The sequence below is a fragment of the Xanthomonas sp. NCPPB 3761 genome, assembly GCF_041475705.2.
GTDB classification, from domain to species: domain Bacteria; phylum Pseudomonadota; class Gammaproteobacteria; order Xanthomonadales; family Xanthomonadaceae; genus Xanthomonas; species Xanthomonas phaseoli.
The window spans coordinates 783,989-799,094 of the sequence record NZ_CM191262.1 but is presented as its reverse complement, the minus strand read 5'-3'; the positions used below and the strand labels follow the sequence as shown (position 1 = coordinate 799,094).

Sequence of the window (15,106 nt, the reverse complement as noted above, 5' to 3'; positions counted from 1 at the left end):
TGGAACAGCCGATGGCGCTTCGTTCCGTGGTGTGACTACTCTGGCTTGATGCTCACCGCTCTGCTCCACCGCCGCATTTGCCGAAGCCGGCGCTGTGGATTCCAAGCCATCTCGGCGCGCGCCTTGCGCCTGAGACAGCGCCGCATCCAGGTCTTGGCCGACAATGCCCGTTGCCGGCAACCCTTGGTCTTGCTGGAACTGCCGCACGACATGTTCGGTCTCTGGACCGTAGTGCCCGTTTTGCGGCACGGCCTGGCCATCCGGACCCCGGGCATCCACTTGCTGCAAGCGATACTGCAAGAACTCGACCTCTTGTCCCCGGTCGCCCAGGCGCAACCCTTCCACCTCACCTGATGCCGACGGCGTTGGAACAGTTGCCTGGGTTGGGGTTTCCTCACTAGACGTGAGAGCTGATGAAGGCGATCCGACACTCGGCGCAGATGCGCTTGCAGAAGCTGGCGCCACTGCCTCTGCCTTCGGCTGGACTGCGCCGGCTGCCGAGGGTGCGGCAACCTCAGGGTTCGGGTTTCTTGGGATTCGCGTTGTGGGACAGACTCGGGCTTCGGTTCGGTAGGCTTGGCAACCGGGCGCACGTCTTCTGGCAGCGACGCGTTGACGGATGTAGCCGCCACGACAGGAGCAGGCGCGCCGGCCTCAGCAACAGTAGGCTGCTCAGCGGCGCGTGCAATATCTCGATCCCGCTGCGCATCAATGGCTGCCTGAGGCGCTTGGGTTTCGTCTACACGCGGAGCAGTAAAGGTGGTTGCCGCGAAGCTTGCGACCTGTTGCGCTTCTTGCGTGGAAACGCCCTGCCGATTGGCTTCGCGCAATGCTTGATCGTAGGCATCGCGCTCTTGGGGCGATTGCGCGTCAATGCGCAGCTCGGGTGCACCCGTCGAAGGTGGTTGCTCTTGCCGAACTGATTGCAGCTGCCCAAGTGCCTGATGGATCTCATCAGTGCTGGTGGTTGCCGCAACGCGCACTAAACCATCGGCGTCACGGCTCAAATGCTGGATGGGACTGTCCACCGAGTACTGGCCGGTCGCATCACGCTCCAATGCCAAAGAGCTGGTTGCTGCATCGATTCCGTTTGCCTCACGGGTCTTCTGCACCGCAAGCTGGATCGCCCCTGCAGTCTGGGCATTGGGCGCAACGCCATAAGCGGCATATGTCGCTTCGGTATTGGCCTGATCTTGCTGCTGCAGCGTTGGCGTTTGCCTTGCCGGCATCTGTGCCATTGCCTGCGCATGCTGCTCCAAGGCCGGCTGCAAGCGTTCGCGCGTTGCATTGAGTTCTAACGGGACATTGCCTTCGGCAGCAACACCATCATGTCGCCACTTGCCCTGGGTATCGCGCTGATACTGCCTGCCGTCTGATGCTTGCAAGGAATCCGGGTTCAAGGCAGCCTGCACGGCCGCTGGCACAGGGCCGAAGTCGTCCCAGCCATTGCGCTGATAAGCAGCTTGATAGGTCGCTGCAATCGCAGCCGGGCCACGGGCAATGTTGGCGTCCACCACCTGAGCTGCCTGCTGGTCCAGTGCAGCATTGCGCTCAGGGCTCGCTGGATCAGCTGTCCAGACAGGTCGATCGTTCCGGTCGACTTCGTCGGCGATCATGCGTGACCACTGGCCACTCGCCGGATCATGCCGCCAATCCCGTGCGTAAAGATGCGCCGCATCAGCATCACTGGATGGCTGCACATAGGGATTACGGGATTGCACCTTGCCCAGCGCCTGCTCGGTCGCTTCGCTACTGGCGTGATAGTTCAGCTCGCGCGCTTTTTCAGGCAGCGCGAACATGCCCTGCTTCTGTGGCGTATCCACGCCATCGTCTTGCAGGTCGGCCTTCTCTTGGCGAAGCCACTGGTTGCCGTTGAACTCCCAGCTCACGCCCTGCTTGTCGGTCTGCGTATTGATCTGGCGGTTGTCCCAAAGCGTCACGACCTTGTCGGCAGCGGCACTGAACAGATAACCATCGGCCACCACCAGCGCGACAGGGCCGGCACCGGTGGTGCCAACAACGGCAGCGGTGGCGGCACCTCCGGCCCAGCCACCCGCGCCTCGCGCAGCAAAGTGCAACGCTTCCGAGCGCGCAGCGGTGAGGTTGTCTTGTGCCAACAGCGTGCCAACACGCTCTCCGGCTTGCGACGCGTCGTAGGCGGTCGCGGCAACGCCCAAACCCGCAAGCCCTGCTGTCATCCCGGCACGACGCAGGCCCGGGATCTCCGGCTCGGGCACAGGCACGCGTGCAGGCGGCGCGCCTGGTCGCACGAGTTCATCAATGGTGGCAATGCCTTCCAGCCGGCCGTTCACGCCGTCACTGACGTGCAGCTCGGCGTGCTCAGCGAGCACGTGCTCCTGAACGGCAGGGGTGGCGTTGGGGATGTCCTGCACATGCGCCGGCAGATCGCGGTGCCAATCGACCTGTTGTTGCCAGCTTTCACGCAGTGCTTGGGTGACCGCTGGATCCTTGAACCACGCATTGCGCGCCTCTTCCAGTGCCTGCCCGGGCGGACGTGCGTCGGTGCGGCTATCGTAAACCTCGGCACCCTGGCGGTTGAAGATACGGATGGGTGCGCTGGTCTGCGCGTGCACGGTATCCAGGCTGACCGGCAACTTTGCATAGATCGCCTCGCGGGCGCCTTCGGGCACGTAGCGGCCGTAACCTTCCCGATCCAGTTGTTGAGAAAACCTGGAATCGACGCCATGCTCGCTTTCCAGCTTGTGCGCCGCCATCGCGCGCACCTCGACAGTGTAGCCACGCGATTGCAGATCCTTGATCAGCTCCGAACTCCACTGGCCGTTGCTGAGCGTGGTGTCGAAGATCAGGTTCTTTTTGCCTTCGATGGTGGCCTGCAGCAGTTCGTCGGCCCACTGACTGGCATCGGGGTGGGTGTAGCCGGACCAGGTGTAGGGGTGGGCGTTGCGTAGAGCTTTTACTTGGGGGTGGAAGTCGCGTAGTTCGTCTGGATCGATCTTTACTGCATCCCCGCTGAGCTCAAGCTCGGCTGCTTCGGCAAGTCGTCCCTTCCCTGAACCCGGTTGGCCTCCCAGGATGATGGCAGTGGGGCGATCAAATGGCGATTTTTTTAACAAGCCACTATCTGGAAAAATTTCCTCATTGAGAATCTTCCTGTGCTCATCATGGGGGAGCGCATAATCACTCATGGCCTTGCGTTCCTTATCACTTGATCCCTCGCTCCTTCAAAGTAAGAGGCTAATTCAGACATTGGCCCCTTATTCAAGCGACTGTATCCAACAGCAAATCTTTTCTTCTTAGCCTTTTCAATTCCTTCAGGATCACCTTTGGCATAAGCGGCTTCGAGTTCCTCGCGTGCTTCGGAGAAAAACGAATCAAGTCTTCCTTCGAGCGCCCAGATGGCCCCATCGAATGGCATTAGTCGATTGGGCTTCCTGCTGTAATCGTCGAGAACCTCCTGCAAGCGCTGAATCAACTCAGGATAGTCTTTCAGTAGCTCACGCAATTTCTGCGGCACAGGAGGCGCAGGCAAGCCGTTTTCAATGGCGGGAGGCATGGGCTTGGACATGGCAGGGTCTTTCCTCTCAGGCATGGGCACGTGCGGCGCAGTGTGCGCATTGTCATCCAATGCAGGGACCGGCTGCACCCACGGCGCCGGCTTGGGTTTGCGCTTGACCTGCACGGGCAGCCCGCCATGCGGTGGCGGGCCAAGCTCGCGCACCGTGCGCTCGTTGATGATCTGTAGATCGCGCAGCAGCTGCGCCGCGTACGTCTCGACGACACGACGCGCCAGGACGGCATAACGGGATTCAGGCGGAACGCTCATATGCGTTTCCTTAACAGATGTCGCGCGGGTGGGGGGCGCTATGAATTTTCTTGCGCTCCTTCAAAATAAGCGGCCAAGTCAGCCAGAAGAAACAGTTTCCTGTGTCATTTCAACGTCCTGCGTGATGCGCTGGCTTTGACCATTGGGATAATTCGAACTTGGGAAGCCAAAATAATCCATCAAGTTCTGCCCCTTCCATGTGCCCTTAGGGATGGTCTGATCAATGCGGCCAGAGGATGCGTCGACCCGCATCGGTAGCGCTGACTACGCTCACACCTTCGGTTTTTCGCTGTTTCCAGCGCATTCTCGGGGCGTTCTCCCCATTACAGGCACAACTTCCCAACGGCAGGCATCAACTGCTTCCGCTTCAGCCACAGGTTCGACAGCGCAAAGAGCGTCAGCACCTGCGCGGTGTTTTTGACCAGGCCGCGATAGCGCACCTTGGCATAGCCAAACTGGCGCTTGATCACCCGAAACGGATGTTCCACCTTCGCACGCAGGCTGGCCTTGGTGTGCTCCCAGCGCTTGGCCAACTTCAGTTCGCGCTTGTTCTTGATCTGCTTCAGCTTCGAGGGCTTCTCCGCGATCAGGTAGCGTAGCTTGCGCTTGCCCTTGATCTCATCGCGCTTCTCAAGCCCGGTGTAGCCGCTGTCCCCACACACCGTGTCTTCCTTGCCATGCAGCAGCTTGTGCGCTTGCGTGATGTCCGCCACGTTGGCTGCCGTGCATTCCACGTGGTGCACTAGGCCGGATTCATCATCCACTCCAATGTGCGCCTTCATCCCGAAGAAGTATTGGTTGCCCTTCTTGGTCTGGCGCATCTCCGGATCGCGCTCACCGTCCTTGTTCTTGGTCGAACTGGGCGCAGAGATAATCGTGGCATCCACAATCGTCCCGCCGCGCAGGCTCTGACCCTTGCGCGACAGATGCGCGTTCACCCGATTGAACAGCTTGCGCGCCAAATCGTGCTGCTCCAGCAGATGGCGAAAGTTGAGAATCGTCGTCTCGTCCGGCACCTCATCCAGCCCGCCGATCTTGGCGAAACGGCGCATCGACACCGTGTCGTACAAGGCTTCTTCCGCCGATGGATCGCTCAATGCATACCACTGCTGCAAAAAGTGGATGCGCAGCATCGTCTCCAGCCGATACGGCTGTCGTCCCGGTTGCCCCGACTTCGGATAGTGCGGCTCGATCAGCCCCAGCAGCTCCTTCCACGGCACGACCTGCTCCATCTCGGCCAAAAACACCTCACGCCGCGTCCGCTTGCGCTTGCCGTCGTACTCCGCGTCGCCGAAGGTCAGCTGCATCGAAATCGTCTACTCGGGTCGATGATCGATTGTGGCAGATCAGGACGGATTGTTCAGAGTTTCCTTAGCGACGCTATGAAGCATGAGTAGATGCGTTGCCTTCGCCAGTGCGATTGCTTCTGGGTCGCCCGTTTGTTCTGCAACCCTGAGCTTTTCACGTGATTCGTCGATAAAGGTATCAAGACAGCCCTCGATCGCCCAAATCGCAAACTCAAATGGCGGAGTGATCGGCGATGGCTTATCGACCGACTCTTGGAGCGCGCTTTCCAACCGCGCGATGTGATCGGGGTTAATCCTTGAAGCTTTCGCGCAACCCTTGTGACACTGGTGGTCGTGCACCGATCGAATCAGGCGAAGAATCGTTGGTCTGAGTCATGACAGCATCCTGATTGAGGTGTGGCGTTGGACGTGGAAGATTGGGCTTGCGATTAGGCGTTGCCACGGACGCGCCTGGTTGCAATGGCCCCAACTGCTGCACAGTGCGCGCATTGATCAATGCCAGATCACGCAGCAGCGTTTGACTGTGACTGCCATCAGCCTTCAATCGACTTTTAGGCTTATTGGAAGGTGTGCTATCACTCATGCGGGGACCATCTGTAAGGCTTCGATCTTCACTTTCGGCAACAAGCGCTTGGTGAAGTAGGTATCTTCGTAATACTTGATCTTCTCGCAGAGCACCGGGCTCGGGATGCCTTCATAGAGAAAGACCTCCTTGTCAAAGCCCATCGCTTTCAATTCCTGCGGCAGCATCAATGCGCGGCGCTGCTCGGTTTCGGAGTAGGACACACTGCTTTGCTTGCCACTGGTGTGCGACTTGTTCTTCTTGCGCACCGTGGTGTAGCCGAGCATGTCCGAATAGTCGTTGGCGTCTTGCTGCTCGCGCGGGGCATAGACGATTTGCAAGGCATGGTTGGTGATGATGGTGCGCGAGACATCCTTGCCATAGGTCGCGTCCAGCTGCGCCATGCTCTGGATAATCGGCAGCAAGCGAATGTTGTAGCCAGCCATGTAGCTCACCGCGCTTGCAATGATGTCGACCCGGCCGATGGACGTGAACTCATCCATCAGCAGCAAACACTGGTGTTTGAGCGCCGGGTTGTTCTGCGGCAGCTCTTTGGTGTTGAGGTTGATGAGCTGACTAAACAGCAGGTTGATCAACAAGCGGCTTTCGGCCAGCTTGTTCGGCTGGATGCCGATGTAGATGCTCATCTTCTTCTTGCGCACATCGGTCAGCAGGAAGTCGTTGTCGCTGGTCGATGCATCCAGGACTGGATTGATGAACTGGTTGAGCGGCTCCTTGAACGTGCCCATGATCGAGGCGAACGTCTCTTCGGCTTGCGAGAGTAAATTGTCAAAGGCCATCTTGGCATCGCGCCCCAGGAAGTCGCGCTGCGAGAGCTTTTTGAGGTAGCCCTTCAAGTCGCTCCCATCCCCAGACGACACCCGATAGAGCATCCCAAGCGTTGGGAACATCCACATCTCTTTTGGATGCTTACGCTTGATCTGATCATCGAGGCTATCGAACAGATAAAGCGTAAACGCCATGAAGGCGTTGCGCGCTTGGCTCACCCAGAACTTCTGGGCGTCAGAGCCGTCTGGATAGAGCATCGCCGCGATACTCATCAGGTCCGACACGCGAAAGGCGGGATCGGGCGAGATGTAGCTCAACGGATTCCAGCGGTGCGTGCGCCCGTCTTCGGCAAAGGGGTTGAACAAAAAGACCTCTTGGCCTTGGCTCTTGCGCCAGCCCGAGGTCAAGTCAAAGTTTTCCTGCTTGATGTCCAGCACCACCACCGAGCCTTGGTAGTCGAGCAGATTGGGAATGACGATGCCCACCCCCTTGCCGGAACGCGTGGGCGCGGCCAGGATCACAAACTGCTGCCCAGGTAGGCGCACTAACTTGCCACCGTGCTTGCCGACCACGATGCCGGTTGGCGAGGGTTTGAGCATGTCCTTCTTGGCCAGATCACTGCCAGAAGCAAAGCGCGCATCGCCATGCAAGGCGGCCGCCTTCGGTTTGAACAACGGAATCAGCAGCGCGATCCAGGCCAGCAGCGGCACGCCGAAGCCGAGGGCGCCAGCGAGCTTGATCTTGGTGGCATAGGGAGCGAACTGCGGGAGGTCGAGCGCGTTGACGTAAGACCAGTAGGTGCCGACGCTGAGCGGCCCAGCCACATTCAACAGCATCAAGATCAACTGGCCTGAGAAAAAAAGCCCCAACGTCAAGGCGAACAGCAACAATCCGGTGGCGACGCCAATTTTGATCTTTCCGCTCATAACTCGATGCCTTCCATGCTCGCATCCTTAGCGTGTTTTCAGGACATTTTTGCCTGCCAGATTACAGGATCACGCCATAACGTCGAATTGGAGCGGTATCGCCACGAATGCGGTTTGTCCGATCTGCTCCCTATCGAATAGCACCCATACCGAGGCGATAAATCAGGCAAGGAGTTACAAGGCTCGACGATTCGTTCAGATTGGATCGCTTGCGCTTGGCTCCCCAAATAAGCGCTGCCAATCAGTTCCAGTTGCCGTCTCCGCACCTACCGCCTTATGCGTTGACCCACGCAATCGGCACGCCTCAGTAACCATGCACCGGGCGATGCGACTTCACCGCCATCACCAGCCCCAGGCCGGCCAGCAACGACACCGCCGAGGTGCCGCCGTAGCTCATCAGCGGCATCGGCACGCCCACCACCGGTAGCAGGCCGGAAATCATGCCGCCGTTGACCAGCACGTAGACGAAGAACGCCAGGCCGGTGGCGCCGGCAACCAGGCGCGAATAGGTGTCGCGCGCCTGCGAGGCGATCCACAGGCAGCGGCCGATGACGATCAGGTACAAGGTCAGCACGGTGGCGACGCCGATCCAGCCAAATTCTTCGCTGAGCACCGAGAACGCAAAGTCGGTGGTCTGTTCGGGAATGAAGTTCAGGTGCGATTGCGAGCCCAGGCCCCAGCCCTTGCCGTTCAACCCACCCGAGCCAATCGCGATCTTGGACTGGATGATGTTCCAGCCCGCGCCAAGCGCGTCGTTCTCGGGGTTGAGGAACATCATGATGCGGTCCTTCTGGTACGGCCGCAGCAGCCAGAACCACGCCACCGGCGCAGCCGCAGACACACCGCCCACACCCACCGCCACCCACCACCACGGCAGGCCGGCCAGCAGCAGCACGAACACGCCGCTGGCAGCGATCAACACACCGGTGCCGAAGTCCGGCTGCAGCATGATCAGCGCGGTGGGTACGCCGATAATCACGCCGGTCACCAGCACGGTGGAAATGCGCGGCGGCAGCGGCATGCGGTGCAGATACCAGGCCGCCATCATCGGCAAGCTGATCTTGAGCAGCTCGGCCGGCTGCAGGTAGAACACTTTCAGGTCCAGCCACTGCCGGCCGTACTTACCGGTGCCCAGCGCGAAGACCGCCAGCAGGGGCAGCATCGACAAGCCGTACACCCACGGCGTCCAGGCGCGCAGGCGCAGCACCGACATGCGCGAAATACCCCACATCGCCGCCGCCCCGATGATGAAGCGGATGCCCTGCGCCAGCATCAGATGCTCGCCATTGGCAGTGCCGCCGGCGCTCTTGAGCACCGACAGGCCGATGGCCATCAGCCCCCCCAGCGCCAGGCACAGCACCCAGTCCAGGCTGCGCGTAAAGCGCGCGGCCATGTCCACCAACCAGCGCAGGATGTCGCTCAATGGTCGGTCTCCTGCACCGCGTCCGGCACATCCGGCACGATCGGTTGCGCGGGGGTGTTGGGGTCCAGCGCAACGGCGCTCTGGCCGATCACCACCGGTAGCTCGTCCAGTGTGGCAGCGGCCGCGTCGCCGGCTGCGCGCGCGTCGGTGACACCGGCTTCGAACTGGTTGACACCCACCGCGGTCATGCCGAGCTCGCTGTCCAGCGGCTCCAGACCGGCGGGCATCTTGCCCAGCAGCCAGGCATCGAAGATCTTGCGCGCGATCGGCGCGGCCGAGCTGGTGCCGAAACCGCCGCCTTCCACTGCCACCGCCACCGCGATGACCGGGTTGTCGGCCGGCGCGAAACCGACGAACAGGCCGCGGTGACGCAGGTGTAACGGCAGGCTGCGCGGGTCCACCGCCGCCACGCCCTTGCGGCTGACCACCTGTGCGGTGCCGGTCTTGCCGGCCATCTGGTACGGCGCACCCGGGGTGATCGCATAGCCGGTACCGCCGGGCCGCATGGTGTCCATCATGCCCTCGCGCACCACCTGCAGATGCGCCGGGTTCTGGCTGATCGGCTTGCCGGGCGGCTGGATCATCGGCTCCCAGGGATGATCGAAACCGGTGCGTTCTTCCAGCACCAGGTGCGGGCGCAGCAGCAAACCGCTGGCGATCGCCGAGACGCCGCGCACCAGCTGCAGCGGGGTGACCTTCCAGTCGCCCTGGCCGATGGCGATGTTGACGGTGTCGCCCGGATACCAGCGCTCCTTGCGCGTCTTGTACTTGTAGGCCGGCGAAGGCAGGATGCCGCCGATCTCGCCGAGCAGGTCCACCCCGGTGGGCTGGCCGAAGCCGTATTCGCCCATGTAGTGGTCGAAGCGCTCGATGCCCATGTCCACCGCCAGGCGGTAGTAATAGGTATTGACCGATTGGGCGATCGACTTGCGCAGGTCGGTCCAGCCGTGGCCGCCGCGGTGCGAGTCGCCCCAGCCGCGGCTGACGCCGGGAAGATAGAACATGCCGGTGGACAGCACCCGGTCTTCCGGCCGGCGCAGGCCGCTGTCCAGGCCGGCCAACGCGATCAACGGCTTGAGCGTAGAGCCCGGCGCCACGCCGCCCAGCACCAGCCGGTTGAACTGCGGCCGCGACGGGTTGTCGTTGAGCATCTTGAAATCGGTATGCGAGATGCCGTTGACGAACAGGTTGGGGTCGTAGCTGGGCAGGCTGACCATGCCCAGGATCTCGCCGGTGCGCGGGTCCATCGCGATCGCCGCCCCTTCGTGCTCGCCAAAGGCGGCCACCATCGCGCGCTGTAGGTCCGCATCCACCGACAGCCGCAGATCCGCACCGGACTGCGGCGCGACCCGGCCGACGGTGCGGATCGCGCGACCCTGGACATTGGTTTCGACCTGCTCGTAACCGACTTGCCCGCGCAGATCCTGCTCGTAGTAGCGCTCCAGCCCGGATTTGCCCATGTGGGTGAGCGCAGCATTGCCCTCGCCCAGCACCGCCAGGTCTTTTTCGTCGATGCGGCCCACATAGCCGATGATGTGCGCGAACAACGGCCCGTAGGGATAACGCCGGGTCAGGTACGGCTCGAGCTCCACGCCGGGAAAGCGCCAGCGCTCCACCGCGAACCGTGCCATTTCTTCATCGCTCATGCGCAGCTTGAGCGTCACCGGCAGGAAGCTGCGGCGCGCGCGGCGCTCGCGGTTGAAGCGCTCCAGATCCTCCGGCGCGATCGGGATCACCTTGCCCAGCGCGTCCAGCATGGCGTTCATGTCGGCGACCTTGTCGGGGGTCACGTCCAGACGAAACGCCGGCACGTTTTCGGCCAGCAGCCGGCCGGTGCGGTCGTAGATCATGCCGCGCCCGGGCACCACCGGTTTGGGCTTGATGCGGTTGGCCTCCGAGCGCGTGGCGTAGACCTCGTGGTCGAGCACCTGCAATTTGAAATACCAGCCGCCCAGGCCCACCAGGCAGATCACCACCATCGCAAAGCCCAGCACCGCGCGGCGGCGGAACTGTTCGGCCTCCGCATGCGGATTCTTGGGATGACGGCGCCCGTGCATGGCTTATTTCTTGCCCCGCTTGCCCAGCCGCACCGCATCCAGCACCACGAACGACGGCGGCCACAGCGCCATGCCCAGCAGCGGCGCCCACCAGTAGCTCCAGGGCAAGGTCGGCTCGCCCACGGCCAGGTGCACCGCCGAAGACACGATGCGGTCGTTGAGCAATAGCCCACCAATGGCCAGCGCCTGCTGCGAGACCGGGAAAAAACGCATGCGCGCGCGGAAGCGCTGCAGGATGAAGGTCATGATCACCAGCCGCAGCGCCTGTTCGCCGAGCAGCCCGCCATACAGCAGGTCGGCCAGCACGCCGGCCACGAAGGCCAGGCCCAGCCCGACCCGGTCCGGTTCCTCGATCACCCAGTACGCCAGCACCAACGCCAGCCAGTAAGGCCGCAGCGGCTGCACCACCATCGGCAACGGCAGCAGGCCCAGGACCAGCGCAATGAAGATGCTCGCTGGCAGGATCCAGGTGTTGCGCATGCGGGTCATTGGTCCGTCTCCTGCGGAGCCGGACGGGAATCGGGAATCGGGAGTCGGGAATCGTTAGAGGCAGCGCCACGCGTCGGTGCGGTAGTTGGCGCCCGACCCGCTGGCGCTGGCGCGCTGCTGCCGTTCCTGGTTCCCGAGTCGCCGGTCCCTACCCCTGCTGGCTGCGCGCCTGAGGCGCCGGACACGGCAAGTGCCGGCGTCGGTTGCGAGCGGGGTGCGGTCCCGATGCCCGCTGTCGTACGGGCCGGATCGACCACTGCGTTGGAGCCGTCGGCCGCCGGAGTGCGCGGTGTCGCGGTCACCGGCGCATTTACTGACGCAGCGGCGTTGCCGTTGCCATTCCCCATTCCCGAATCCCCAATCCCGGCCACCGGCACGACGCGCAACGGCTTTCCGGCACGCAGCAGCAACACATCGCGGCCACGATCGAGCTTGGCGGCCGGGGTCAGTTCGCCGACCAGGAAGGCGTGGGTGTCGTCGGGATGCAATTCGGAGACCTTGCCGACCGGGAAGCCGGCCGGGAAGCGGCCGCCCAGGCCCGAGGTGACGATTTCATCGCCCACCTGCACGCCGGCACTGAGCGGGATGTCGCGCAGTTCCAGGCGGTCGCCGCGCCCGTAGACGATCAGCCGCACGCCATTGCGCGCCACGCTGACCGGCACTGCGTGGTCGGGGTCGGTGAGCAGCAACACGGTGGAATGCAGCGGGGTGACTTCGATCACCTGCCCCATCAGGCCGCCGGCGTCGATCACCGCCTGGCCCAGCACCACCCCTTCGCGGCTGCCGGCGTCCAGCAGCAGGCGTTGGCGCGTCGGATCCAGATCGATGTTCAGGATCGGCGCCAGTTGCACATCCAGGCCGCGGCGCTCGGCCACGTTGAGCAGTTCGCGCAGTTGCGCGTTATCCAGGGCCGCGGTCTGCAACCGGGTCAGGCGCGCATTGGCGACCAACAGCTGATTGCGCAGATCCCGGGTCTCTTCCACCAGTTGCGCATGCGTTGCGGCGTTGTCGCGCACCTGCGAGCCGATGCGTCCCGGCAGCCCGGCCACCGCCCAGATCGGCTGGATCAACAGATTGGCCTGCATGCGGACCTGGCTCAGCCAACCACCGCGGCTATCGAGCGCGATCAGCACCACCGCCAGCACCAGATAGACCAGCAGCCGCAGCGTGGAGGTGACTTCGCCCGGACGGGAGGCGACGGGAGGACCGGCGTAGGAGGGCACTGTCAGGGCCGGGAATGGGGAATCGAGAATGGGGAATCGGGAAGCAGTCGGCTGTCCCCGAAACGATTGAGGCGAAAACTCACAGGGGCGGGATCGCGTCGCAACCGCTCAGGGCCGTAGGCGGGGAATGCCTTCATGATTCCCCATTCCCGATTCCCCATTCCCAGCTCCATTACTCCGGCGCGAAGAACTCATTGCCATGCATGTCCACCAGCTCCAGCGCACGGCCGCCGCCGCGGGCCACGCAGGTGAGCGGGTCGTCGGCCACCTGCACGTGCAGGCCGGTTTCTTCGGAGATCAGGCGGTCCAGGTCGCGCAGCAGCGCGCCGCCACCGGTGAGCACGATGCCGCGCTCGGCGACGTCGGCGCACAGTTCCGGCGGGGTCTGCTCCAGCGCCAGCTTCACTGCCGAGACGATGCCCGACAACGGCTCGTGCAGCGCTTCGAGCACTTCATTGGAGTTGATCTTGATCATCTTCGGCACGCCCTCGGCAAGGTTACGGCCGGAGATTTCCATCTCCTGCACCTCGTCCTGCGGGTAGGCGCAGCCGATCTGCAGCTTGATGCGCTCGGCCGTGGCTTCACCGATCAGCATGCCGTGGTTACGCCGCACGTAGTTGGTGATCGACTCGTCGAAACGGTCGCCACCTACACGCACCGACTGCGAATACACAATGCCGTTGAGCGAGATCACCGCCACTTCGGTGGTGCCGCCGCCGATGTCGATGACCATCGAACCGCGCGCCTCGGTCACCGGCATGCCGGCGCCGATCGCTGCGGCCATCGGCTCTTCGATCAGGTAGACATCGCGCGCACCGGCCTCTTCCGCAGATTCCTTGATGGCGCGGCGCTCGACCTGCGTGGAGCCAGCCGGCACGCACACCAGCACGCGCGGGCTGGGGCGCAGGAAGCGCGATTTGTGCACCTTCTTGATGAAGTGCTTCAGCATCGCCTCGGTGTAGGTGAAGTCGGCGATGACGCCGTCCTTCATCGGACGGATGGTGGTGATGTGGCCGGGGGTACGGCCGAGCATCTGCTTGGCCTCCGCACCGACTGCAGCGACCGAGCGGGTGCCGCCTATTGCACGATCCTGACGCACCGCAACCACCGACGGCTCGTTCAGCACGATGCCCTGTCCGCGCACGTAGATCAGCGTATTGGCCGTGCCCAGATCGATGGACAGGTCGTTGGAGAACATGCCGCGGAGTTTCTTGAACATCGAGGGAGTCGTTCCTGGGTAAGTCGCGTGCCCGCCGCCAGACTGGCGAAATTTTGGGCAGAAAACGAAGTCGGCTAGCCTAGCAATCCCCCCCGGGGTGAGCAAGGAAAAATCGGCGATTTCGCCCCCGTTTTCATGTGGCGGTCACGCCGGCCATGGCATGCGGTTCTGGCCCTGATCGGCCGCAGCCGTTACCCTTTGCGCCGCGGCGCACGCGCCGTCCCGCTGCCATGCCCGGCAATTGGCGGGTTTTCCCAACGCAAAGGCCCGACTCGATGTCCGCACTGATCTGTGGTTCCCTCGCCTACGACACCATCATGGTGTTTCCGGACCAGTTCAAGAACCACATCCTGCCGGACAAGGTGCACATCCTGAATGTGTCGTTCCTGGTGCCGCGCATGCGCCGCGAGTTCGGCGGCTGCGCCGGCAACATCGCCTACAACCTGCATCTGCTCGGTGGCGCGCCGATCCCGATGGGCACGGTCGGCCAGGATTTCGGCCCGTACCGCGAACACTTCGAAACGCTGGGCATCGACCTGTCGCGGGTGAAGATCATCGAGGACCTGTTCACCCCGCAGGCGTTCATTACCACCGACCACGACAACAACCAGATCACCGCCTTCCATCCGGGCGCGATGATGCGCAGCTACGAAAACCACGTGAAGGATGTGCCGGGCGTGAGCCTGGGCCTGGTCGGCCCGGACGGGCGCGAAGGCATGATCCAGAACGCGGAAGAGTTCGCTGCCGGCGGCATTCCTTTCATCTTCGACCCCGGCCAAGCAATGCCCTTGTTCAACGGCCCGGAGCTGCGCCAGTTCATCGAACAGGCCCAGTACGTGGTGGTCAACGACTACGAGTCGAACCTGTTGCAGGAGCACACCGGCTGGGACGAAAAAGACATCGTCTCGCGCGTGCAGGCCTACATCACCACGCAGGGCCCGAAGGGCGCGCTGGTGCATACGCCGGAAAAAACCTACGACATTCCGCCGGCGCACGAGCGCCGCGTGGTGGATCCGACCGGCTGCGGCGATGCATTCCGCGCCGGGCTGATCTACGGCATCCAGGGCGGCTACGACTGGCTGACCATCGGCCGCATGGGCAACCTGATGGGCGCGCTGAAAGTGGAACACCCGGGCACCCAGAACCAGCGCTTCGACTTCGCCGAGTTCAACGACCAGTTCAAGCAGCAGTTCGGCTACGCGTTGTAACGCCGACCGGCGCCCTGCTTCGCTTGCCGAGGCGCTGACGAGGGAATAGGCTCGCCGGGTTCGCGTCAATGGAGGATGCCATGGGAAATGTGTGTGTT

9 protein-coding genes and 4 pseudogenes are annotated in these 15,106 nt (G+C 62.7%); 1 reads left to right on the top strand and 12 read right to left on the bottom strand.

Annotation, left to right across the window (positions count from 1 at the left end; all coding sequences use genetic code 11):
* Positions 1 to 207: 207 nt before the first annotated feature.
* The 12 genes and pseudogenes from ACCQ00_RS03480 to ACCQ00_RS03425 form a co-directional block, all read right to left on the bottom strand.
* Positions 208 to 279 (bottom strand): annotated as a pseudogene (locus tag ACCQ00_RS03480) (hypothetical protein); the annotation flags it as partial.
* 355 nt (positions 280 to 634) lie between these two features.
* Positions 635 to 955 (bottom strand): annotated as a pseudogene (locus tag ACCQ00_RS03475) (hypothetical protein); the annotation flags it as partial.
* 1,627 nt (positions 956 to 2,582) lie between these two features.
* Positions 2,583 to 3,167, bottom strand: a pseudogene (locus ACCQ00_RS03470) (zeta toxin family protein); the annotation flags it as partial.
* Positions 3,164 to 3,805, bottom strand: a complete 642-nt coding sequence (locus ACCQ00_RS03465; protein ID WP_039571165.1) for a hypothetical protein — start codon at positions 3,803 to 3,805, stop codon at positions 3,164 to 3,166. The gene ACCQ00_RS03465 and the pseudogene ACCQ00_RS03470, both read right to left, overlap by 4 nt.
* 323 nt (positions 3,806 to 4,128) lie before the next feature.
* Entirely contained in the window at positions 4,129 to 5,112 is a 984-nt protein-coding gene (locus ACCQ00_RS03460; protein WP_022557821.1) for an IS5-like element ISXfu1 family transposase, read from the bottom strand.
* Between the two features lie 99 nt (positions 5,113 to 5,211).
* A pseudogene (locus ACCQ00_RS03455) lies at positions 5,212 to 5,425 on the bottom strand (hypothetical protein); the annotation flags it as partial.
* Between the two features lie 266 nt (positions 5,426 to 5,691).
* Positions 5,692 to 7,389 carry a type IV secretory system conjugative DNA transfer family protein gene (locus ACCQ00_RS03450; protein WP_039568030.1) on the bottom strand — a complete coding sequence of 566 codons (1,698 nt, stop codon included), beginning with the start codon at positions 7,387 to 7,389 and terminating at the stop codon, positions 5,692 to 5,694.
* 304 nt (positions 7,390 to 7,693) lie between these two features.
* Positions 7,694 to 8,812: a rod shape-determining protein RodA gene (rodA, locus tag ACCQ00_RS03445; RefSeq protein WP_017155401.1), complete on the bottom strand. Its 1,119-nt coding sequence runs from the start codon at positions 8,810 to 8,812 to the stop codon at positions 7,694 to 7,696.
* Positions 8,809 to 10,869, bottom strand: a complete 2,061-nt coding sequence (gene mrdA, locus ACCQ00_RS03440; RefSeq protein WP_039568032.1) for a penicillin-binding protein 2 — start codon at positions 10,867 to 10,869, stop codon at positions 8,809 to 8,811. Before mrdA ends, rodA begins: the two co-directional genes overlap by 4 nt.
* A gap of 3 nt (positions 10,870 to 10,872) precedes the next feature.
* On the bottom strand, positions 10,873 to 11,358 hold the full coding sequence (gene mreD, locus ACCQ00_RS03435; RefSeq protein ID WP_039568034.1) for a rod shape-determining protein MreD: 486 nt from the start codon (positions 11,356 to 11,358) through the stop codon (positions 10,873 to 10,875).
* Positions 11,355 to 12,581 carry a rod shape-determining protein MreC gene (gene mreC, locus ACCQ00_RS03430; protein WP_039568037.1) on the bottom strand — a complete coding sequence of 409 codons (1,227 nt, stop codon included), beginning with the start codon at positions 12,579 to 12,581 and terminating at the stop codon, positions 11,355 to 11,357. Before mreC ends, mreD begins: the two co-directional genes overlap by 4 nt.
* Positions 12,582 to 12,753: 172 nt before the next feature.
* Positions 12,754 to 13,800: a rod shape-determining protein gene (locus ACCQ00_RS03425; protein WP_003482734.1), complete on the bottom strand. Its 1,047-nt coding sequence runs from the start codon at positions 13,798 to 13,800 to the stop codon at positions 12,754 to 12,756.
* Between the two features lie 275 nt (positions 13,801 to 14,075).
* Here ACCQ00_RS03425 and ACCQ00_RS03420 point away from each other — a divergent pair, with 275 nt between their 5' ends.
* On the top strand, positions 14,076 to 15,008 hold the full coding sequence (locus tag ACCQ00_RS03420) for a carbohydrate kinase family protein (RefSeq protein WP_039568039.1): 933 nt from the start codon (positions 14,076 to 14,078) through the stop codon (positions 15,006 to 15,008).
* Positions 15,009 to 15,106: the final 98 nt, after the last annotated feature.